We start from the raw sequence: 19,920 nt of genomic DNA, 5'->3' as shown, positions 1-19,920 counted from the left end.
CGCCATATTCTGCTCACCCGCCAGACAACCTGCCCATCGTGCAGTCAGGACGAGTAAACAATAATAAAACGGCTCGATTTGATATATTAATATTCCCACCAGGCATTGTATTCAGCACATACCGGGCCGGCAGGATATTATCCCGGGAAACATGAGCCTGGCGTATTCGGACAAACATTTAATATTCCTGGGAATCCCCCTTTTGAAGAAACCGGGTGCATGCTAAGACCCGCGCCATGTTAAGCATTCAGGACATCACCTACCGGATCGCCGGGCGCACACTTCTGGAAAGCACGTCGCTGAACGTCGAGCGCGGCCAGAAACTGGGTCTTGTCGGCCGTAACGGCACCGGCAAAACAACCCTGTTTCGTCTTATAACCGGGGATGTGCAGCCAGATGGCGGCCGGATACAGTTACAGAAGGGCGTGCGTCTGGGCGAGGTCGCCCAGGAAGCGCCTGCCGGGCCGGAAAGCCTGATCGATACGGTTCTGGCCGCTGATACCGAGCGCGCCGACCTGCTCAGCGAAGCTGAGGTTGCCCAGGACCCGATGCGCATTGCCGAAATCCATACCCGGTTGGCCGATATCGATGCCGAACGCGCACCGGCCCGCGCCGCCCGTATTCTGGCGGGTCTCGGATTTGATGAAACAGCCCAGCAACGTCCCTGTTCCGATTATTCCGGCGGCTGGCGAATGCGCGTTGCCTTGGCGGCCGCGCTGTTCGCACGCCCGGACTTCCTTTTGCTCGACGAGCCGACCAACCACCTGGATCTCGAAGCCGCATTGTGGCTGGAACAGTATCTACTTACGTGGAACGGCACCTTGCTGGTGATTTCACATGACAGGCGTTTTCTGAACCAAATTGTCGATGGCATCGTGCACCTCGCAGAGTTCAAGCTGACCAGATATGCCGGGAACTATGATCGCTTCGAAAAAACCCGTAGCGAGCGGTTGATGCATGAATCCAAGCAGCGCGAGAAGCAGGAAGCCCAACGCGCGCACATCCAGAGTTTTGTCGACAAGTTCCGCGCCAAGGCAAGCAAAGCCAAACAGGCGCAAAGCCGCCTGAAAATGCTGGAACGAATGGAACCCATTGCCGCCGCAATCGAGGACAAATCCATCCAGTTCTCGTTCCCGGAATCGGATCCGCCGCCGCCGCCACTGATGGCCATTCAGGATGTCAGCGTCGGATACGAGGCGAAAAAACCAATCCTGCAACATCTGGACCTGCGCATCGATCCCGATGACCGCATTGCACTGATCGGCGCCAACGGCAACGGCAAGTCGACGCTCGTCAAGTTGTTGAGCCAGCGCCTGAAGCCGCAGGACGGCACGATTGTCAAAGCATCGAAGTTGGAAATCGGCTATTTCGCCCAGCATCAAACGGACGAATTAAACCTGGATGAAACGCCTTATGACCATGTCGCCCGTGCGCTCGGCGATAGAAAGGAAAGTCAGGTACGTGGCCATCTTGGCCGCTTCGGTTTTTCCTCGGACAAGGCCGACACCCGTGTCGAGAACCTTTCCGGGGGCGAGAAAGCACGATTGCTGTTTTCGCTGATGAGCTGCGGCAAGCCGAATATTCTTTTGCTCGATGAGCCGACCAACCACCTGGATGTGGATGCCCGTGAAGCGCTGGTGCAGGCACTTAACGCATTCCCGGGCGCCGTCATTCTGGTCAGCCACGACGCGCACCTGATCGAACTGGTCGCCGACCGATTGTGGTTGGTCGCGGACGGCACCTGCCTACCCTACGACGGGACACTCGACGATTATGCCGCTGAATTGCAGGCATCGCGCAGAGCAAAACGTCAGTCCGGCAAGCAGTCGACCGAGGGCGAGCACAGCCGCGACAACCGCAAACAAGCCCGCAAGGAACGTGCCGAGCAACGTCAGGCGACGGCAAATCTCCGCAAAGCCATCAAGAATGCGGAATCCAGGATGGCCAAACTCGAAGAGCAAAAAACTGCGCTTGAGGCCAAGCTTGCCGACCCCGCAGTATATAACAATTCAACCCGTGATTTAATGGACCTGCAGCTCAAGCATGCTGAGATCAAGGAAGCCCTTGAAACGGAAGAAGCGGCTTGGCTCGAAGCTCAGGAAGCGCTGGAAGGCGCGGCGTGAGCCGTGATGCACATCCCGCTCACCGATTATCTTGGGCAAACATTCGAACAGGCTCCGGATGCGCGCATCCTTTCGCTGGTGCCGAGCTTGACAGAACTGTTATTCGATCTCGGGCTTGAACAGAACCTCGCCGGGCGCACGCAATTCTGCATCCATCCAGCCGAAGGCCTCAAGACGGTCCCCTCCGTCGGCGGCACAAAGAAAATCAAAATGGACCGCGTCGCCGAACTGGCGCCCACGCATGCCTTGCTGAATGTCGATGAGAACCCCAAAGACATGGCCGATGCGCTTCGGGACCAGGGCATCGACGTCATCGTCACCCATCCCATGCATCCGGACGATAATATTCAACTGTTCCGGCTTATCGGCGGTATTTTCAACGCCGGTGCCAAAGCAGAAACGTTGGTCACAGCCTATAACGATGCGCATGCGGCACTTGCTGAAACCGGGCCGTTTACGCATCGGCGTGTACTGTACCTGATCTGGAAAGACCCGTGGATGGCGATTTCCCCGGACACCTATATCGCGAACATGCTGGGGCTGGTGAACTGGCAGGCCGCAACACCGGGCGCCGAACCTGCCCTTAGCGGTGACGCCGCGCGTTATCCTGAAGTTACCCTCAACGTCGACATGTTGAATGATGTCGATCTCGTGCTTTTCTCGACAGAGCCATATGCCTTCGGCAAAACCGATATCGATGCTTTTCAAGCGGCGTTTCCCGAACACGCGCACAAGGCGCATCTGATTGATGGCGAGATGACGTCATGGTACGGATCGCGCGCCATAAGCGGACTTGGCTATCTGAAGAATTTTGCTGAAACGATAGCGTCATGAGCACCGCACTCCGCCTGTCCCTGCACTTCGGCGGCATGTTTCTGGTCATCGGCATCATGATGCCGTTTTGGCCGGTCTGGCTTTCCGCGAAAGGACTTTCTGCATCGGAAATCGGCATGGTTCTGGCCGCAGGCAGTGTCGTTCGGGTTTTTATCAGCCCTTTGATCGCGCGATTCTGCGACCGCCTGGGCGAGCGCAAACGGCCAATCGTCGCATTGTCGTTGAGCGCGTTCTTGTTGTTTTTGCCGTTCGCCTTGCTGGACGACTTCATAGCGATCCTGATGCTGCAGGCTTGCTTCGCCGGTGTGCTCGGGCCGCTGATGCCGCTCAGCGACAGCCTGTCGATGATCGGCGTGCGCAATCACGGGATCGATTACGGGCGGGTAAGGTTATGGGGGTCGCTGACATTCATTGTCGGTGCATCGGGTGTCGGCTTCTTCCTCAAGGGCGCCGATCCCGGGATGATCTGGACCAGCATCGCCGTTGCAATCCTGATCGCCGTGCTTTGCAGCCTGCTCCTGCCGGATCTCCGCACGCGGGCCGCGACAAAGGAAACCGCCCCGTTGACGCATGTTCTGACCGACAGGACATTTCTGGTGTTCGTTGCGGCGACGGCGTGCATACAGGGATCGCATGCCCTTTATTACGGCTTCGGCACCCTGAACTGGCTGCGCATGGGATTGGGCGAAGGCGTCATCGGCATGCTTTGGGCCGAAGGCGTCATTGCCGAGGTTATTCTTTTCGTCTTCGCCGCCAACGCCATCCGCAGGATCGGCCCGGCACGACTGATCGCGCTGGGCGGACTGGCCTGTCTCATCCGCTGGTCACTGACCGCCTACGCGGTCGACATGCCGGTCATTGTCTTGCTGCAGCTTTTGCATGCATTCACCTTCGGCGCGGCACATCTCGGTGCCATTCATTTCATCGCCGACCGCATGCCCGACGAAGTTTCGGCGACGGCACAGACGGTCTATGCGTTACTGGTTTCCGGCCTTGGCATCGGCCTTACCAGTTATTTGTCCGGTCACCTTTATGGTGCCTATCAGGGGCAGGCATATCTGGCCATGGCCGGCATGGGGGGGATCGGCATGATCCTGGCCTGGAGCATCCGCCGCAGGCGAAACGATCCTTAAAAGACGATTTTCTGTCGGCGCAGGCTTTCGACCTCTTCAGCACTAAAGCCGCCATTGCCGAGCACGTCATCGGTATGCTCGCCGAGCTTCGGCGCCCGAATACGAAAGCCGCCGGGTGTCTCAGAAAGATACGGATGGATATTGTGCATCGGCGCACGGCCCAGATCGTCGTCCGGCACTTCGACCAGCACGCCCCGCTCATTCACGTGCGGATCGTCGAGAATATCAGCCGCATTATAGATCGGCGCGGCCGTAACGCCCGCCGCATCGAAAATTTCCAGGACTTCATCCATATCGCGCGCCGCCACCCATTCGGCGACAATGTCATTCACCTCGTCGCGGCGCGCCACCCGCTCGGCGTTGGTGCGGTAACGCGGATCGTCGATCATGTCTTCGCGGCCGATGGTGCGGAATACGCGCTCGGCCATCTGCTGGATGGAAGCCGAGAGCGAAATGAAGCCCCCGTCGCGGGTCGTGTATACATCGCGCGGCGCCGATGTGTTCGAACGGTTCCCGACCCTTTCCGCGACCTCGCCCGTGGCAAGGTAATCCATGGCCGACGGCCCCAGCGTGGACAGGATTGGTTCCAGCAGGGACATATCGATCACCTGTCCTTTGCCGCCCTTCAACTCGACTTCACGCAACGCCACCATGGTCGCATAGGCCCCCTGCAGACCGGCAATCATGTCGGCCATGGCAATGGGCGGCAAAAGCGGCGGCCGGTCGGGAAAACCGTTACGGTAGGCAAAGCCCGACATACCCTCGACCAGCGATCCGAATCCCGGGCGCTCGCGATACGGACCGGTCTGGCCGAAACCGGAAATCCGTACGATGATCAGCTTCGGATTACGGGCCAGCAGGATATCCGGGGCCAGCCCCATTTCTTCCAGCCGGCCCGGGCGGAAATTCTCGACCAGGACCTGCGCTGTTTCACAAAGTTTGAGGATGACCTCGGTGGCGCCCTCGGCGCGAAAATCGATCGCCATGCTTTTCTTGTTGCGGCAATACGCTTTCCAGAACGTGCCGATCCCGCCTTGCGTCCAGGCACGCAGCGGATCGCCCTTGCCGGCGGGTTCGATCTTGATCACCTCGGCGCCGAAATCGGCCAGCTGATGGGTCAGCATATTGCCCGACACGAGGCGACAGAGGTCCAGCACCCGCACACCCTCGAGCGGCTGCGGCTGATCGGGATTGAATTCGCGTTGCTGCAGCATCGATCAGATCGTGGCGACAGGTGTCGCCGGCGATCCCACCGCGCCTGGCAGCCGCAACGGCGGTGCCGTCAGCAGGAACCGCGAGCGGCCCCGCTCCCTGAGCGCCTTGGCCAGTTCTGAAAGATGCCAGATCTCACCAAGATGGACGCCAAGACGGAACAGGCAATGACGGTGCAGCGGCAGACGCGAACACCCACCCTGGGTCTCGCCATATCCATGAGAATCCTCAACCGCCATATTGTCTGAAATAAGGGCAACAACGCCGCTGTCGGTAATCCACTGCAAAAGCTTCTCGTCATAACCATCCAGCACGGCGCCGCTGGAATGCAGTTTCTTGGCGTCCGGATTGCCGTCCATCTCGAAGATCATGTCGTCCCAACCGGTGTGGAACAGAAAGAAATCGCCTTCTTCGACGACAATGTTATCAGCCTCGAACATGCGCATCAGCTCGTCATAGCCGACAACGACTCGCTCGCGGCCATGGTGCGCCACCATGTCCAGCATAACACCCCGGCCCTGCATGCAGGCCTCGGCCATCCCCGCAACGGAAAGCGAACGCGCGCCCATGCCGTCCGGGTGATCCGGTCCCAGAACGTCGACATCGGCACGGAAGCCGTTGTAGTAGACCCGTTCCGGCTCGCCGTCGCCATCGGCATCGAACATACTACCGACGTGCGCAAAGCTGTCCCACTGCGTCGAATACTGGTTCCAGAATGTGGTGCATTCATCCGACGACACATCCATGTTGCCGTCCTGCCATTTCCGCCATTCCATATTGTAGTAGAACGCATCGCCGCCCGGCGGGTGGAACACGGGGCCGAACTGTGGCGGGAAGCGTTTCGGATTGACGCCATTACCGCCCGGCATATCGAGCGGCATGGACAGGCAGAACGTCAGTCCTTCCGTCACCTCGGCAACGCCAGCTCTGACCTTGTCAGGTGTAAGAAGGTTTTTCCGTCCCCACTCGTCGTCATCGCCCCAGTCCCCCCAGGTCGATCCCTCGGGCCGCTTCACCCAGCGTTTGGTCATCTGTCTTCCCCCGATATTCTTTTTACGGTTAAGCCTTCTTTTCCCAGCCGCGCTCGCCCTGTTGCCAGTACGTGAGCTCATGCCCGGCGTCCTTCAATGCTTTCCAGCGCGCCCGCGCTTCGGTAACGGCGTCTTCATCCTGACCGTCGAAAAGATCGAAACAGCGTTCGAAATCCCCGACGCGCGCCGATGCGCCGCCGTCGGCCAGGAACAGAAATTCGGCATTATTCGGATTGGCGTCGGAAGTATCGAGCCACACCGGCTGCATTTCGGGCTCGCCGTCCCTAGCCGAGCCATGCGGCATCCACGACGCGGAATCATACGTCCACAGGTAATCGTCGAACCAGTGGACACGCTCATCCGAGCCCAGCACAACGAGCGCGCGCTTCCCCGCCTCCATGGTTTTCTGCAGAAGCTGCGGCAGTGCCCGGTCAAGGCCGGAACGCGTCAGGTGATAAAAGCCGATTTCGGTCATGCCATTTTTAGCCTCACATGCTTCAAGACGGCCCTGAGCGAACTCCCCCGGCACGAAGTTTTAACCCCGGACGCATCGCGAGGAGCAGCAAAGCTGCGTCCCGAACGAAGCCTATTCGTAATGATCGGCGACGAAACGATCCAGTAATCGGACACCGAAAGCCGTGCCGCCCTTCGGCACCACGGGCGTGTCTTTCTTGGACCACGTCACACCGGCGATATCCAGATGCGCCCATGGCGTGTCGCCGACAAAGCGTTTCAGGAACTGCGCCGCCGTAATCGACCCGGCGCCGCGGCCGGATCCGATATTGCGCATATCGGCCGCAGCGGTATCCAGATCCTTGTCGTATTCCTCGCCCAGCGGAAAACGCCAGACGCGCTCGCCGATGGTTTCGCCGGCGGCAAAGATGCGGTCAGCCAGGTTGTCATCGTTGGTGAACATGCCGGCGCGCTCGGCCCCGAGAGAGATGATAATCGCGCCGGTCAGCGTCGCCAGATCGACCATGAACTGCGGCTTATACTTGCTGTTGACGTAGTGCAGCACGTCGCAGAGCACCAGGCGGCCTTCGGCATCGGTGTTCAGAATCTCAATGGTCTGTCCGGACATGGATTTGACGATATCGCCGGGACGGGTGGCGTTGCCGTCCGGCATGTTCTCGACCAACCCGACCGCGCCGATCACATGGCACTTGGCCTTGCGGCCGGCCAGCGCTTTCATCAGTCCGGAAACGACACCAGCGCCGCCCATATCCCATTTCATGTCATCCATGCTGGCTGACGGTTTGAGAGAAATACCGCCGGTATCAAAACAGACCCCCTTGCCGATAAAGGAAATCGGCTTCGAGCCTTTCTTCTTGGATGCCGGCAGGCCGTTCCATTCCATCACCACCATCTGGCTTTCGCGCGAACTGCCGTCGCCGACGGACAGGAGCGATCCCATACCCAGCTTGCGCATCTGCGCCTCGCCGAGAATGGTGACTTTGACGCCGAGCTTGGTCAGATCGCTTTTCAGGCGCTTCGCGAATTCGGCCGGGTAGAGAATATTCGGCGGCTCCGACACCAGATCGCGGGTGAAGTAGACACCATCGGCAATCTTCGCGAGATTGGCGTAACTCGAGCGGGCCGATGCGGAACCATTGCACCGGACCGACAGTGTATCGATACCCGGCTGCTTGTCCTGCTTTTCCTTGCCCTTGTATTTTTCGAATTTATAGGCCCGCAGCTTAGCGCCATAAGCCAGGTTGGCGGCACATTCGTCGGCTTTCAGTTTGCTTCTGGGAATGTCGTCGACGTGCATTTCAGCGCTTTTACCCGCCCCCTTGAGGGCTGCGAAAATCGCCCCGCCGGCTTCGGCCATGCTCTCGGCGGTAATATCGCCAGGCTTGCCGACACCGACACAAAGCACGCGGTCCAGGCTGGTCCCGCCCGGCGCCAGCACCGTCATCGTCTGTTTCTTCTTGCCATCGAAGCTGGCGGCCTTGGCGGCACGTTTGAGAGTGCCATTGAGTTTTTTATCGAGAGCCGCTGCCGTCGATGTCCATTTGCCACCCTCGGCGGCGAAAACAACGGCGATACCCTTGGCGGGCTGTGCAGGATTAGTGAACGTGACCTTCATGGAGAACCTCGCTGTGAAAACGGTTTAAGCGAGTGTATAGGCCAGCGTCCACGGTTCAAGGCCGCGCTTCGATGGTTCAGGACTTTTCGGAAGCACTTTCGGCGGCGTGCTCGAGTTCTTCCTCGACCGCAGCCTCGGCTTCGGCGACCGAGATCGATTCGCCCTTCTTGCGGCCCAGCAACCAGACCACGCCGGCCGGCAGCGTAATGACGATCGCCAGCAAGCCCATCGACAGCGACAGGACGACGGCGCCGCCCTGGGATACGCCGACAAGCGCAAAAGCGACCGTCATGGCCCCCTCGCGGACGCCCCAGCCAGCTATGGAAATCGGCAAGGTGGTTACCAGGATCACTGGCGGCATCAGTACGATGCAGTCCAGCCAGGTCACATCGACGGCAAGTCCCTGCGCCAGCAGAAAGACGCACAATGAAATGTTTATGTGGGTCATCACCCCGAAAAACAGTGCGGCGACGACATGGCCTGGGTGCAGAAACAGTTTCCGCGTATCGCCGGCAAGCTCGTGCAGACCACGAACAACCCTGAAGCGTGTCAGTGCTGCCGGCAGACGGTCGAGGCACATCAAGACGATAATACCGGCGATCGTTCCCACCCCGAGCAGGAACAGGCTCCATAGCGTCAGCATCTGCGCCTGATCATCGAGTTTCGGCAGGAACGCAGGCTGTACAGCCGTAACCAGCACGACAAGACCGACGATCGTTACGACCCGTTCCAGCATCACGCCGTTGATCGATTTGCCGAGCGGCAGCCCGTCCTTGTAGGCCATATAAATCCGGATCGGGTCGCCACCGACCGATGACGGCAGTGCCTGGCTGAAAAATCCACCGATCCAGAACAGGCGCGTAAGTTCAAGCCACGGCAATGGATGCTCGATCGCACGCATCACCGCCCACCAGCGCGCGCCGCCGATTCCCATCTGGAATATCAGCACAAAAGCAGCCGCCAGCATCAGGCCGATGTCGGCCGATATGATGCGGTCCTTTTCGGCGCCGAGGTCGATCCCGCTGATCAGGACACTCATCAAGCCGATGGAAACAACGACCTTCAGCGCGATCAAAAATTGTTTTCTGGTCATTAAACTTAATGGCCTTATTTAACTGGAATATGGGCGCGCGTTTAGCAGGTCAGGCGCGGAAAGTCACGCTGTGAGACGTATATTAAAACCGACAAGAAAGATTTAATCGCCAAAGCGGATCGGAACACGTTTTCGGCCCCAATCCCCGGGTTTTTCCTCGAACACACCGGCCAGCTGTGTACCGCAGTTTTTACAGTCGCAAATGTGATTCCCGCCGAACACAAGATTCCAGTCGGACAGCTGGTGCCAGTCCCGTCCGATCAGCAGTTCGCCGCAGTTATGGCAATACGTGCTCTGGGTCGGCTTGTCGTGAATATTGCCGCTATAAACGTATCGTATCCCGTTCTTCATGGCTATTTCCCGGGCCCGGATCAGGCTTTCCGGTGGCGTGCGAGGCTTGTCGAGCATTTTCCAGTCCGGATGAAACGCCGTGAAATGCAGCGGTACGTCGGGGCCGAGGTTCTCCATGATCCACTGCGTCATTTCCTCGATTTCATGCTCCGAGTCGTTTTCGCCCGGGATCAACAGATCGGTGATCTCGAACCACACATCCGTTTCGTGCTTGAGGTACATGAGCGTCTCGAGCACCGGTTGAAGATCGGCCGTGCAGAGTTTGCGATAGAATTCCTGCGTGAACGCTTTCAGATCGATATTGGCCGCATCCATGTGCCGGTAGAATTCTTCGCGCGGTGCATCGCAGATATACCCCGCCGACACGGCGACGTTCTTAATCCCCCGCTCGCGGCAGGCAATCGCCGTATCGACCGCGTATTCGAGGAAGATCACCGGATCGTTATAGGTATAGGCGACGGACCGCGAGCCGGTTTTGACGGCAGCGGCGGCAATCATCTCAGGCGTTGCCTTGGATTGCAGTTTGTCGAACGCGCGTGACTTTGAAATGTCGTGGTTCTGGCAGAACGTACATGTGAGATTACAACCCGCCGTGCCGAAGCTCAGCACCGGGGTCCCCGGCAGGAAGTGGTTCAGAGGCTTTTTCTCGATCGGGTCGACGCAGAAACCGCTGGAGCGGCCGTAGGTCGTAAGCACAACCTGATCGTCCTGACGGCCGCGCACGAAACACAGCCCACGCTGGCCTTCGTGCAGCCTGCAAAAACGCGGGCAGACATCGCACTGGATACGGCCGTCATCAAGCTTGTGCCAGTAGCGGCCCGGCACGGCATCAGCAAAGGTCTCGTCCATCATGGGGGCAGCATCAGTCATATAATTATTATAAACCTCCCTGCCCGTCGGCAAAACAGTGACGTGGTATTTCGAATACCGTCATTTTGCTCTAAAATAATCAAATGAGCTTTTGGAACAGAGACAGATGACCGCTATTCGCAAACCCGCCGTCGCCGGAGCCTTTTATCCAAACGATGCCCGCGTCCTGCAGGTCGAGGTGCAAGGCTTCCTGAACGATGCCGGCACCCCCACGGGTCCCGCGCCGAAGGCGATTATCGCGCCGCATGCGGGTTACCGGTATTCCGGCGCCATTGCCGCCAAGGCCTATGCCCTGCTGAAACCCGTTGCCGACAGTATCAAGCGTGTTGTCCTGCTGGGGCCTTGCCACCGTGTCGCGGTACAGGGGCTGGCCCTTTCCGGCGCCGATTATTTCGAGACCCCCTTGGGTCGCATAGAAATCGACAAGGACGCTGAATCGCAAATCGCAAACCTGCCCCAGGTCGGCGTCTTTCCGCCGACGCATGTGGCGGAACATGCGCTGGAAGTGCACCTGCCGTTCCTGCAAGAGGTTCTGGGCGACTTCAAGCTGGTGCCGCTGGTCGTCGGCGAAACGCCGCCGTCGAAAGTCGCCGAAGTCCTCGAAACGCTGTGGGGCGGACCGGAAACCCTGATCGTCGTCTCGTCCGATCTCAGTCATTTTCTCGGGTACGAGGCCGCCAGGGAAATCGACCGGCGCACCTGTGAAGCCATCACCGCGTTCGACCCGGCAAAGATCGAGCGCAACGGCGCCTGCGGTCGGTTCCCGGTCGGTGGCCTGCTGACCCTCGCCAAGGCGCATGGCATGACGGTCGAAACCCTTGAACTTAAAAATTCCGGCGATACCGCCGGCGGCAAGGACAAGGTCGTCGGGTATGGCGCCTGGGCGTTCTTCGAGCCGAAAACGGCAAAGCGGAAAGTGCCGCTCAACATCACCATTAAACGCAAGGAACCGGCAGACGGAAACAAGGCGCCGTCCCCCGCCACTGCCGCCGACTTTGAACAACAAACAAAACAGCTTCTGGCCGAGCATGGTCCGCGTCTGCTTGAAATCGCCGATTCCTCGATACGTCATGGCCTCATGCACAAGAAACCCCTGCCCCTTGATCTGCCGGCGGAACCCGCTTCGCTGCAGGCCAACGGGGCATCGTTCGTGACGCTGAAAACGCGCGATAAGCAGCTCCGCGGCTGCATCGGCTCGCCGGTGGCGCACCAGCCGCTCGCTTTTGATGTCGCCACGAATGCCTTCAAGGCGGCTTTTAACGATCCCCGTTTCAAGGCGGTCGGGCCGGATGAATATAAAGACCTGCACCTTTCGATCTCCGTCCTCAGCCCGCAATCGCCCATGCACATCAAGGACGAGGCCGATTTGCTGCGCCAGTTACGACCCGGCATCGACGGCCTCGTGATTGCAGACGGCGGGCGCCGCGCCCTGTTTCTCCCCTCGGTCTGGGAGCAGCTGCCGGATCCGAAGCAGTTCCTTCAGCACCTCAAGCACAAGGCCGGAATGGGCATTACCCACTGGTCGCCGGATTTCCGCGCCAACCGCTTTATTGCCGAGGAAATTCACGCGCATTCCTGAACCGCCGGATGATTGGCCCGGTTGACTATCGGTCCGGTGAAGGCAATTGTCCGCATACGTCAATTTTGCCGGAGAGCACGCATCATGGTACTCAACGTCACACTCGGCCTCGCCGAACAAATCGGTGAAGTTTCGCGCCGTGCAGGCCGTGTCATCATGGATGTCTACAAGACGGACTTCGACGTCGAAGCCAAGGGCGATGCCTCCCCCGTGACCGAGGCAGATACCCAGGCCGAAGACCTGATCTTCCGCATGATCCGCGAAGGCATCACCGGCGAGTTTCCGCTGGTCGGCGAAGAAGCGATGTCGCAGGGGAAAGCACCTGTCATCGGCGACAAGCCGTTCTGGCTGATCGATCCCCTCGACGGGACCAAGGAATTCATCTCCAGAAACGGCGAGTTCACCGTCAATATCGCCCTGATAGAAAACGGCATTCCCGTTCTTGGCGTCGTGCACCTTCCGGTCAGCGACGATACCTTTATCGCGACGCGTGCCGGTGTGTTCGTTCAGTACGGCGGTGAAGGCAAAGCGATCCAGATATCCTGCCGCCTTGCCCCCAAGGATGGCCTGACCGCCATTGCGTCTAAAAGCCATCTGACCGAAGAAACCGAAAACTACCTCGCCGGACTGCCTGTCAAAGAGCGTATCAGCGCCGGTTCGAGCCTCAAATTCTGCCGTGTCGCCGAAGGTAAAGCCGACGTCTATCCGCGCTTCGGGCCGACCATGGAATGGGACACGGCCGCTGGACACGCGGTGCTGATGTATGCTGGCGGTGAAGTCATTACCGAAGACGGCAGGCAGTTGCAGTACGGCAAGCCGGAATTCCGTAATCCTTCCTTTATCGCCCGGGGACCGGGTGTCCCCGACCCAGCCTGACACATGACCGCGAAAACGCCGATCCGCGCAATGGATGATGCGGCGATCGAAGACGCCGCCCGGATCATCCGTGCCGGCGGTCTGGTCGCTTTCGCCACGGAAACCGTTTACGGACTTGGCGGCGATGCAACGAACGCGGATGCCGTTGCGCGTATTTTCGCTGCCAAGGGGCGTCCGACCTTCAACCCGCTGATTTCACATGTCGCTGACATGAATGGCGTGAAGGCGATTGCCGTTGTCGATGAACGCGCGACCTTGCTGGCGGATGCTTTCTGGCCGGGTCCGCTCACCCTTGTCCTGAACAAGCGCGACGACGCCGGTATCGCGGCATTGACGACGGCGGGATTGTCGACCATCGCCGTGCGCATTCCCGCCCGCCCCCGAGCGCGGCAATTCCTGGAAGCCTGCGGTGTCCCTGTGGCCGCGCCCAGCGCCAATGCCTCCGGCGCCGTCAGCCCAAGCCGGGCCGTTCACGTCGCCGCCTCCCTGCCCGGTCCTGAAGATGGCGGACCCGAGATCATCCTCGATGACGGCCCGTGCGAGGTCGGCCTGGAATCGACCGTTGTCGACCTTTCCACCGCGACACCGACACTGCTGCGCCCCGGCGGCCTATCGAAAGAAGATATCGAAAGCGTCATCGGCCCTCTCGCCATGGCCGGCAGCGACGATCACGCACCGAAATCCCCCGGCATGATGAGCCGCCATTATGCGCCGAAGGCCAAGCTCCGGATGAATGCCCTGTCCGCAGAATCCGGCGAGGTCTTTGTCGGTTTTGGCACGACCGGCACACCCGGTGGTTACAACCTCAGCCCCGACGGGGACCTGACACAGGCAGCGGCCAATCTGTTCCAGATGCTGCATGCGCTCGATGAAGGCAATGCTGAAGCCATCGCGGTTGCCCCTATACCGCAGAGCGGTCTGGGTCTTGCCATAAATGATCGGCTTCGGCGTGCCGTTCGGTCTTGATCATCGCCGTCGCCGACGCCAATATCCTGCCCCATGACTGACAAAAATTCCGTTATTGAAAAAATCAAACAGCAACTCGGCCCCTCCGGTTACGTCGACGATCCCGGCGCACTGGATGCCTATAACGTCGAAGCTCGCGGCCTGTATCGCGGCTCGGCGACGTTCGTGGCCCGTCCCGGAACGACCGATGACGTTGCATTCGTCCTCAAGACCTGCGCGGATGCCGGGGTGCCGGTTGTCCCGCTCGGCGGCCATACAGGACTTGTCGGCGGCGGCATCGCCGATCAGGAAATCATCGTTTCCACGGAGCGGCTGAACGATATTTTCGAAATCGATACGCTGAACGGCACCATGACCGTCGGTGCGGGTTGCATCCTTGCCGATATCCAGAACGCCGCCGACGAAGCGGGCAAACTGTTTCCGCTTAGCCTCGCAGCGGAAGGTAGCTGCCGTATCGGCGGCAATCTCTCGACCAACGCCGGCGGCACCAATGTACTTCGTTACGGCAATGCCCGCGAACTGGTGCTGGGCCTTGAAGTGGTCCTGCCCAACGGTGACATCTGGAACGGTCTCAAGGGTCTTCGAAAAGACAACACCGGGTACGAGTTGAAGCACCTGTTCATGGGTGCCGAGGGGACGCTGGGTATCATCACTGCGGCCGTTCTCAAACTTTTCCCGAAACCGCAGCAAACGGAAACGGCGCTGATCGCCCTGGCGGATGCGAATGCGGTGATGCAACTGTTCGGTCAGGCATCGAACGTGGTCGGCGATACCCTGACGGCATTCGAATACATGAACCGCAACAGCTTTTGGGTTTCGTGTGAATATACCGATGGTCTCCGCGATCCGTTCGCCGATAAACATGCAGCGTATGTGCTGATGGAGCTGACCTCGCCCAGGTCCGGAACGGATCTCCGCGAGGCATTGGAGAATCTTCTCGGTGACGCGTTCGAAAGCGGCGCCGTCGTCGACGCCGTAATCGCCGAAAGCGGTCAGCAACGCCATGACCTGTGGCATATCCGCGAAGCGATCTCGGATTCACAGAAATTCGAAGGCGCATCGATCAAGAACGATCTGTCGATCCCGATTTCCCGCGTGACGGAGTTCATGACCAAGGGCAACGCTATCGTCGAGCGTATTATTCCGGGCACACGCCCCATGACCTTCGGGCATATCGGCGACGGCAACCTGCACTACAACCTGACCCAGCCCGAGGGCATGGACCCTCAGGCGTTTCTGGACAAATGGCATGACATCACCGATCCGTTGAACGATCTGGTCGAAGAAATGAACGGCAGCTTTTCCGCCGAACACGGAATCGGCAGGATGAAACGTGAAGAACTGGTCCGTTACAGTTCGCCCGTCGAGATCGATCTGATGCGCAAGATCAAGTCGATCATCGATCCGAGCGGGATCATGAACCCGGGCAAGGTGCTTTAGGCGCTACCAGCTCATGCCCTCGGCATCGAGGCCGATCACCCATCCGCTTTCGATCCATACCTTCAACAGCCCGGCAGCACGAACAGCCGCTTCGTCGGCTTCCGTGCAGTCGGCGATGATTTCACAAATGCCGTCGAATGTCTGACCGTCCTGTGCGGCCGCAAGTCCCATGGCTTCGTCCGTATCCAGTACACGGTAAGTCACCATCAGGCTTTGCGGATCACGCCATGCGGCCCAGGTCACGGGATGATCATATGCGACCGGTGGGCCATCCGGGTCGGTACCCGCCTTGGCAGCCTGATAGAAACCCGAAACATCATGCGTCAATTGCGCCGTATTAAGCGCCGGGTGAAACGTGAACGTCAGCATCGGCCAAGCTTCTGGTGGAACCGCCCCCATGTCCGAGATCGCGACAAGCGCCGCGTCCGGTGCATCGAAGGCAAGACCGATCATCCATTCGAAAGCCGCCATATCGGCGACGACGGGTTGAGTTGCCCAGGCCTCCGAATGTCTGAGCCAATCGGGCAAATGCCGGCCCAGCCAACGCGCCGAGCGCGACGTCGATGGATACGCATCAACATAATCGGTCATCGTCTGAAAGAAGTTCTCGTCCCCCAGCAGCGTGTGCAGCCCCTCGAAATCCTCGGTCAGGATTTCAACGAGACGCGCCCTGTACGCATGATCATAGGCTTTCATGTACGGCCCACCTGCCGTCAGATGCGGATCGATTGACGGATCGCCTGACAACAGCCGCGCCTGAAATTTATCTTGCAACTGTGAAAGAGAATCCTTCATGCCGGTACTTTCGACAGCACCGCCTCGGCAATATGCCTGACGCCCTGAAGCTCGCGGACAAGCTCGCTGAACGGCGGAATATTGGCATCGCGCTCGATCATCGTCGGCACCATACCAAACCTCTCCAAGGTCTTCGCATACAGATCGAGTACATAATCCGGCACCGGCTCGTCATGGGTATCGACGATGTAATCGCCATTGTGCTCATGCCCCGCCAGATGGATTTGCCTGATCCGTCCTGCCGGCACACCGGACAGATAATCGTCTGCCGAAAAGCCGTGATTGAAAGCCGACACATAGATGTTGTTGACGTCTAGAAGAATATCGCAATCGGCTCGCTCGGCGATTTCCGACAAGAATGCCCACTCGGTCATTTCGTCTTCTTCGAACGTGACATAGGTGGAAGCATTTTCCAGCATGAAACGCCTACCAATAAAATCCTGAACCTGCATGACCCGCGATGCGACGTGCGTGACGGTCTCTTCGGTCATCGGCAGCGGCAGCAAATCGTGCATGTTGAGACCATGCACGCCGGTCCAGCAAAGATGATCTGAAATCAGCGCAGGCTCGACCAGATCGGCCAAAGCCTTGAGGCCCTTCAGGTAATCCATGTCCAGCGGGTCGGTCGAGCCGATTGACAGCGACACCCCGTGCATGACGATCGGAAAACGTTCGCGCACCGCCATCATATTGCGGAGCGGCGGCCCACCGGCGCCGATAAAATTCTCGGATATGATTTCGAACCAGTCCACGCCGGCCGTCGCATCCGGATCGTCGCCCAGTATGTCCGGAAAATGCTGTGGCCTGAGACCGAGACCGAAACCTTCAAGTGCCATCGTGTTCGCCCGTAAAAAAGAAACGGAGGAGCCGCATCCGCGTCCCCTCCGATTCAAAGTAACGTATTGGGAAGTCTGCGTCAGCCTTTGACGACGTGGCCACCCTTACCTGTGCAATCGGACGCGCTGGTGGTGCTGACCCACCCCTGACCCTTGCAGGCGTTCTGGCCCTTGCAAGCGTTGGATGCGCTGGCACACGAACCATGGCCTTTGCAGGAATTGATGCCGGCGCATTTGACGTCGGCTTTGGCGGCGGTCGGTGCACCGGTCAGAGCAGCCCCGGCAATGAACATTGCGGCGGCGGCAGTGGCGAGCGTAGCACCAACGGTTTTCTTTTGAATGGACATAAAAAGTTCTCCTGTAGTGAATTAAAAATCCCCAGCCGGCTCGTTACCGGCAAAAGCATAATAGCGAAGCATTTTGTGAAGTGGTGTCACGTTGATCTAACGGGGTGTCACGATCCTGTGAGGTTTTTTCTTTTCTGCGTGAGCGAATTGTTTTATGAGTTGTGCGTCGGGCTCGAGGCAGTCGCCCGGCATTCAAAGGCGATGGATCGTCCAAGAACTGCCCTCGCTAGTTGACTTCGGGACATCCCGAATGTGAGGGTCCATGGACGACATTAAAAACAACACCACCTCTACCGATACCAACACCGCTCCCAGTTTTGCGGAAGCCGCAAGCTATTGGATAAAACTCGGCTTCATGAGTTTTGGCGGCCCGGCGGGCCAGATCGCCATGATGCAGACCGAATGCGTCGATCGCCGGCGCTGGATCAGCCAGGGCGCGTTCCTGCGCGGCCTCAACTATTCGATGTTGCTTCCGGGACCCGAAGCACAACAGCTCGCCGCCTATATCGGTTGGCGCCTGCACGGCGTCAAAGGGGCGCTGTTTGCCGGAACGGCATTCATTGTGCCGGGCTGCGCGCTGATGATTTTCCTCGCATGGATCGCTGCCGCATACGGCGGCGAAGGCGCCATTGCCGCGATTTTCGCCGGGATCAAACCCGTCGTCGTCGCCATTGTTGTCGCCGCCGTCTACCGGATCGGCCGCAAGACCTGCAAGGGGCCGGTGCCGCTTGCTCTGGCGATCGCGGCGTTTGCCGCCCTGCAGTTCACCGGCGTGCCGTTTCCTGTCGTCATCCTTGGTGCCGGGATCGCCGGGATTGCAATCGCGCGGTTCATGCCGGATGCGCTGACCAAAGGGCATGGCGAACATCCCATCGAGGATACGGTGCAGAGCGCATCCAGACCTTCGGCAATGCGCAGGTTTATAAGAATAAGCATCATCTTTCTTGCCGCCCTGATTGCCCCGTCGGCTCTGGCCGTGAGCATCCTTGGTTCGCAACCGTTCGCCGACGTGATCAAGCTTTTTACGACGGCTGCTTTCGTAACCTTCGGCGGCGCCTATGCGGTGCTGCCTTTCGTTGCCGATGCCGGGGTGAACACATACCACTGGCTCTCCGGCGACGACATGCTGAACGGTCTGGCGCTGGCTGAGACCACGCCGGGGCCGCTGATACTGGTGACGACTTATGTCGGTTTTTTCGCCGGCTGGAACAACGGCGGCCTGGGTGCCGGAATCTTGTCCGCACTGCTGACCACATATGTGACATTTATCCCGTCATTTTACCTGATCATCGCCGGTGCGCCTTATGTCGAGAGCATCCAGCGGTTCGCCTGGGCGCGAAATGCACTGTCGGCAATTACTGCGGCGGTCGTCGGGGTAATTCTCAGCCTCGCGATCTTCCTCGGCCGCGCCGCATTTCTCGAGCAGGGTGAAATCCAGTGGATCGCCGTTGCTGCGGCCATGATCTCCCTGGCTTTACTGGTCACGAACCGGCTCGGCATTCCATTGCTAGTCGCACTGGGTGCCGCTTTCGGCCTCGTTTCTTCCTTTATCTAAACGTCTCTCGCCCGCAACCCTGCTAACGCAAGGAGACTCATCATGAGCATGATCACGCAGGACGAACTTGAAACCCTCATCAAATTCAAAGCCCCGGTTCATATCGTCGACGTCCGCAAACAGCCCGCTGTCGAGAAAAATCCGGCAAAAATACAAGGCGCCGTCTGGCAGGACTTTCAGAATGTCAAAGCATGGGCAGATAGCGTCAATGACGGGCTTCCCGTCGTTTGCTATTGCGTGCACGGCCATGAAGTCAGCCAAAGCGCCACGGCGGAACTGCGCTCAGCGGGTATTTCGGCGTCATACCTCCGGGGTGGCTTTGAAGCATGGCAACAGCGCAGCGGCCCGCTTGCCTTATAAGCGGATCACGCTTTCAGCCAGTCCTGCTCATCCGTCTTGAAGCCGACCCGGATATCGCCGTTGTTGTTGAACACCGGGCGCTTGATCAGAGCCGGGTAAGTCGCCATCAGGGCGATGGCGCCGCCGTCATCGGCTTTCGCCTTGTCTGCCTCGGACAAGCCGCGCCATGTTGTGCCTCGCCTGTTCAAAAGCGAATCGACACCCGCCGAAGCTGCCCATTCAGCGATATCGGCTTCGCTTATGCCATCCTTGCGCACATCGATGAATTCATGATCGATTCCTTCCCCGCCCAGCCATTTCACGGCTTTGCGGCAGGTATCGCAGTTCTTGAGGCCGTACATCTTCAACATGAATATCTCTTAAGGTTTGAAGGTTGGGGTGAGCGTTCTATATGTAAGGTGTAGTTTAGAAACGGTCAAAAAAGGAATCC

General features: G+C 58.9%; 19 protein-coding genes. 9 read left to right on the top strand and 10 right to left on the bottom strand.

What is annotated here, in order from left to right; all coding sequences use genetic code 11:
- Nucleotides 1-215: 215 nt before the first annotated feature.
- Genes L2D14_09150 through L2D14_09140 form a run of 3 tightly spaced genes read left to right on the top strand, consistent with a single transcriptional unit; the run spans nt 216 to nt 4,090 of the window.
- Entirely contained in the window at nt 216-2,123 is a 1,908-nt protein-coding gene (locus tag L2D14_09150; GenBank protein ID WNK01585.1) for an ABC-F family ATP-binding cassette domain-containing protein, read from the top strand.
- 6 nt (nt 2,124-2,129) lie between these two features.
- On the top strand, nt 2,130-2,957 hold the full coding sequence (locus tag L2D14_09145; protein WNK01584.1) for a helical backbone metal receptor: 828 nt from the start codon (nt 2,130-2,132) through the stop codon (nt 2,955-2,957).
- Nucleotides 2,954-4,090, top strand: a complete 1,137-nt coding sequence (locus L2D14_09140) for a 3-phenylpropionate MFS transporter (GenBank protein ID WNK01583.1) — start codon at nt 2,954-2,956, stop codon at nt 4,088-4,090. Before L2D14_09145 ends, L2D14_09140 begins: the two co-directional genes overlap by 4 nt.
- On the opposite strand, the gene L2D14_09135 is transcribed toward L2D14_09140, so the two are convergent.
- The 6 genes from L2D14_09135 to amrS form a co-directional block, all read right to left on the bottom strand.
- The gene (locus tag L2D14_09135) at nt 4,087-5,304 is read right to left on the bottom strand and encodes a CoA transferase (GenBank protein WNK01582.1); all 1,218 of its coding nucleotides are present in this window, start codon (nt 5,302-5,304) and stop codon (nt 4,087-4,089) included. The genes L2D14_09140 and L2D14_09135 overlap by 4 nt on opposite strands.
- Before the next feature lie 3 nt (nt 5,305-5,307).
- Nucleotides 5,308-6,333 (bottom strand): cyclase family protein, encoded by a 1,026-nt coding sequence (locus L2D14_09130; protein ID WNK01581.1) that lies wholly within the window; start codon nt 6,331-6,333, stop codon nt 5,308-5,310.
- A gap of 28 nt (nt 6,334-6,361) precedes the next feature.
- On the bottom strand, nt 6,362-6,808 hold the full coding sequence (locus tag L2D14_09125; GenBank protein ID WNK01580.1) for a DNA polymerase III subunit chi: 447 nt from the start codon (nt 6,806-6,808) through the stop codon (nt 6,362-6,364).
- Between the two features lie 111 nt (nt 6,809-6,919).
- Nucleotides 6,920-8,422, bottom strand: a complete 1,503-nt coding sequence (locus L2D14_09120) for a leucyl aminopeptidase (protein WNK01579.1) — start codon at nt 8,420-8,422, stop codon at nt 6,920-6,922.
- A 76-nt stretch (nt 8,423-8,498) separates the two neighbouring features.
- Nucleotides 8,499-9,515, bottom strand: coding sequence for a lysylphosphatidylglycerol synthase transmembrane domain-containing protein (locus L2D14_09115; protein ID WNK01578.1), 1,017 nt, complete (start codon nt 9,513-9,515; stop codon nt 8,499-8,501).
- A gap of 102 nt (nt 9,516-9,617) precedes the next feature.
- Nucleotides 9,618-10,736, bottom strand: a complete 1,119-nt coding sequence (gene amrS, locus L2D14_09110) for an AmmeMemoRadiSam system radical SAM enzyme (GenBank protein ID WNK01577.1) — start codon at nt 10,734-10,736, stop codon at nt 9,618-9,620.
- Between the two features lie 106 nt (nt 10,737-10,842).
- On the opposite strand from amrS, the gene amrB reads away from it, so the two are divergent.
- From amrB to L2D14_09090, 4 genes are all read left to right on the top strand, one after another.
- Entirely contained in the window at nt 10,843-12,315 is a 1,473-nt protein-coding gene (amrB, locus tag L2D14_09105; protein ID WNK01576.1) for an AmmeMemoRadiSam system protein B, read from the top strand.
- An 84-nt stretch (nt 12,316-12,399) separates the two neighbouring features.
- The gene (gene cysQ, locus L2D14_09100; GenBank protein WNK01575.1) at nt 12,400-13,191 is read left to right on the top strand and encodes a 3'(2'),5'-bisphosphate nucleotidase CysQ; all 792 of its coding nucleotides are present in this window, start codon (nt 12,400-12,402) and stop codon (nt 13,189-13,191) included.
- Between the two features lie 3 nt (nt 13,192-13,194).
- The gene (locus tag L2D14_09095) at nt 13,195-14,157 is read left to right on the top strand and encodes an L-threonylcarbamoyladenylate synthase (protein WNK01574.1); all 963 of its coding nucleotides are present in this window, start codon (nt 13,195-13,197) and stop codon (nt 14,155-14,157) included.
- Between the two features lie 33 nt (nt 14,158-14,190).
- Nucleotides 14,191-15,597, top strand: coding sequence for an FAD-binding oxidoreductase (locus L2D14_09090; protein WNK01573.1), 1,407 nt, complete (start codon nt 14,191-14,193; stop codon nt 15,595-15,597).
- A gap of 3 nt (nt 15,598-15,600) precedes the next feature.
- On the opposite strand, the gene L2D14_09085 is transcribed toward L2D14_09090, so the two are convergent.
- The 3 genes from L2D14_09085 to L2D14_09075 form a co-directional block, all read right to left on the bottom strand.
- The gene (locus L2D14_09085; protein WNK01572.1) at nt 15,601-16,371 is read right to left on the bottom strand and encodes a DNA-binding domain-containing protein; all 771 of its coding nucleotides are present in this window, start codon (nt 16,369-16,371) and stop codon (nt 15,601-15,603) included.
- A 17-nt stretch (nt 16,372-16,388) separates the two neighbouring features.
- Nucleotides 16,389-17,228 (bottom strand): DUF692 domain-containing protein, encoded by an 840-nt coding sequence (locus tag L2D14_09080; GenBank protein ID WNK01571.1) that lies wholly within the window; start codon nt 17,226-17,228, stop codon nt 16,389-16,391.
- Between the two features lie 80 nt (nt 17,229-17,308).
- Complete coding sequence (locus L2D14_09075) at nt 17,309-17,575, bottom strand: hypothetical protein (protein ID WNK01570.1); 267 nt, start codon at nt 17,573-17,575, stop codon at nt 17,309-17,311.
- 262 nt (nt 17,576-17,837) lie between these two features.
- Between L2D14_09075 and chrA the strand changes: the two genes are divergently transcribed.
- Entirely contained in the window at nt 17,838-19,130 is a 1,293-nt protein-coding gene (gene chrA / locus L2D14_09070) for a chromate efflux transporter (GenBank protein ID WNK01569.1), read from the top strand.
- 42 nt (nt 19,131-19,172) lie between these two features.
- Nucleotides 19,173-19,490, top strand: a complete 318-nt coding sequence (locus L2D14_09065) for a rhodanese-like domain-containing protein (GenBank protein ID WNK01568.1) — start codon at nt 19,173-19,175, stop codon at nt 19,488-19,490.
- A 5-nt stretch (nt 19,491-19,495) separates the two neighbouring features.
- Here L2D14_09065 and L2D14_09060 read toward each other — a convergent pair whose 3' ends face one another.
- Nucleotides 19,496-19,840 (bottom strand): arsenate reductase, encoded by a 345-nt coding sequence (locus L2D14_09060; protein ID WNK01567.1) that lies wholly within the window; start codon nt 19,838-19,840, stop codon nt 19,496-19,498.
- Nucleotides 19,841-19,920: the final 80 nt, after the last annotated feature.

This window comes from Thalassospiraceae bacterium LMO-JJ14 (assembly GCA_021555105.2).
Classification (GTDB): domain Bacteria; phylum Pseudomonadota; class Alphaproteobacteria; order Rhodospirillales; family Casp-alpha2; genus UBA4479.
This window is presented reverse-complemented; position numbering and strand designations above follow the sequence as displayed.

What these genes read in the sequence shown, in the direction of transcription:
- L2D14_09145 (WNK01584.1), top strand. Translation starts at nt 2,130, where the DNA reads ATGCACATCCCGCTCACCGATTATCTTGGGCAAACATTCGAACAGGCT.
- L2D14_09140 (WNK01583.1), top strand. Translation starts at nt 2,954, where the DNA reads ATGAGCACCGCACTCCGCCTGTCCCTGCACTTCGGCGGCATGTTTCTG.
- L2D14_09135 (WNK01582.1), bottom strand. Translation starts at nt 5,304, where the DNA reads ATGCTGCAGCAACGCGAATTCAATCCCGATCAGCCGCAGCCGCTCGAG.
- L2D14_09130 (WNK01581.1), bottom strand. Translation starts at nt 6,333, where the DNA reads ATGACCAAACGCTGGGTGAAGCGGCCCGAGGGATCGACCTGGGGGGAC.
- L2D14_09125 (WNK01580.1), bottom strand. Translation starts at nt 6,808, where the DNA reads ATGACCGAAATCGGCTTTTATCACCTGACGCGTTCCGGCCTTGACCGG.
- L2D14_09120 (WNK01579.1), bottom strand. Translation starts at nt 8,422, where the DNA reads ATGAAGGTCACGTTCACTAATCCTGCACAGCCCGCCAAGGGTATCGCC.
- L2D14_09115 (WNK01578.1), bottom strand. Translation starts at nt 9,515, where the DNA reads ATGACCAGAAAACAATTTTTGATCGCGCTGAAGGTCGTTGTTTCCATC.
- amrS (WNK01577.1), bottom strand. Translation starts at nt 10,736, where the DNA reads ATGACTGATGCTGCCCCCATGATGGACGAGACCTTTGCTGATGCCGTG.
- amrB (WNK01576.1), top strand. Translation starts at nt 10,843, where the DNA reads ATGACCGCTATTCGCAAACCCGCCGTCGCCGGAGCCTTTTATCCAAAC.
- cysQ (WNK01575.1), top strand. Translation starts at nt 12,400, where the DNA reads ATGGTACTCAACGTCACACTCGGCCTCGCCGAACAAATCGGTGAAGTT.
- L2D14_09095 (WNK01574.1), top strand. Translation starts at nt 13,195, where the DNA reads ATGACCGCGAAAACGCCGATCCGCGCAATGGATGATGCGGCGATCGAA.
- L2D14_09090 (WNK01573.1), top strand. Translation starts at nt 14,191, where the DNA reads ATGACTGACAAAAATTCCGTTATTGAAAAAATCAAACAGCAACTCGGC.
- L2D14_09080 (WNK01571.1), bottom strand. Translation starts at nt 17,228, where the DNA reads ATGGCACTTGAAGGTTTCGGTCTCGGTCTCAGGCCACAGCATTTTCCG.
- L2D14_09075 (WNK01570.1), bottom strand. Translation starts at nt 17,575, where the DNA reads ATGTCCATTCAAAAGAAAACCGTTGGTGCTACGCTCGCCACTGCCGCC.
- chrA (WNK01569.1), top strand. Translation starts at nt 17,838, where the DNA reads ATGGACGACATTAAAAACAACACCACCTCTACCGATACCAACACCGCT.
- L2D14_09065 (WNK01568.1), top strand. Translation starts at nt 19,173, where the DNA reads ATGAGCATGATCACGCAGGACGAACTTGAAACCCTCATCAAATTCAAA.
- L2D14_09060 (WNK01567.1), bottom strand. Translation starts at nt 19,840, where the DNA reads ATGTTGAAGATGTACGGCCTCAAGAACTGCGATACCTGCCGCAAAGCC.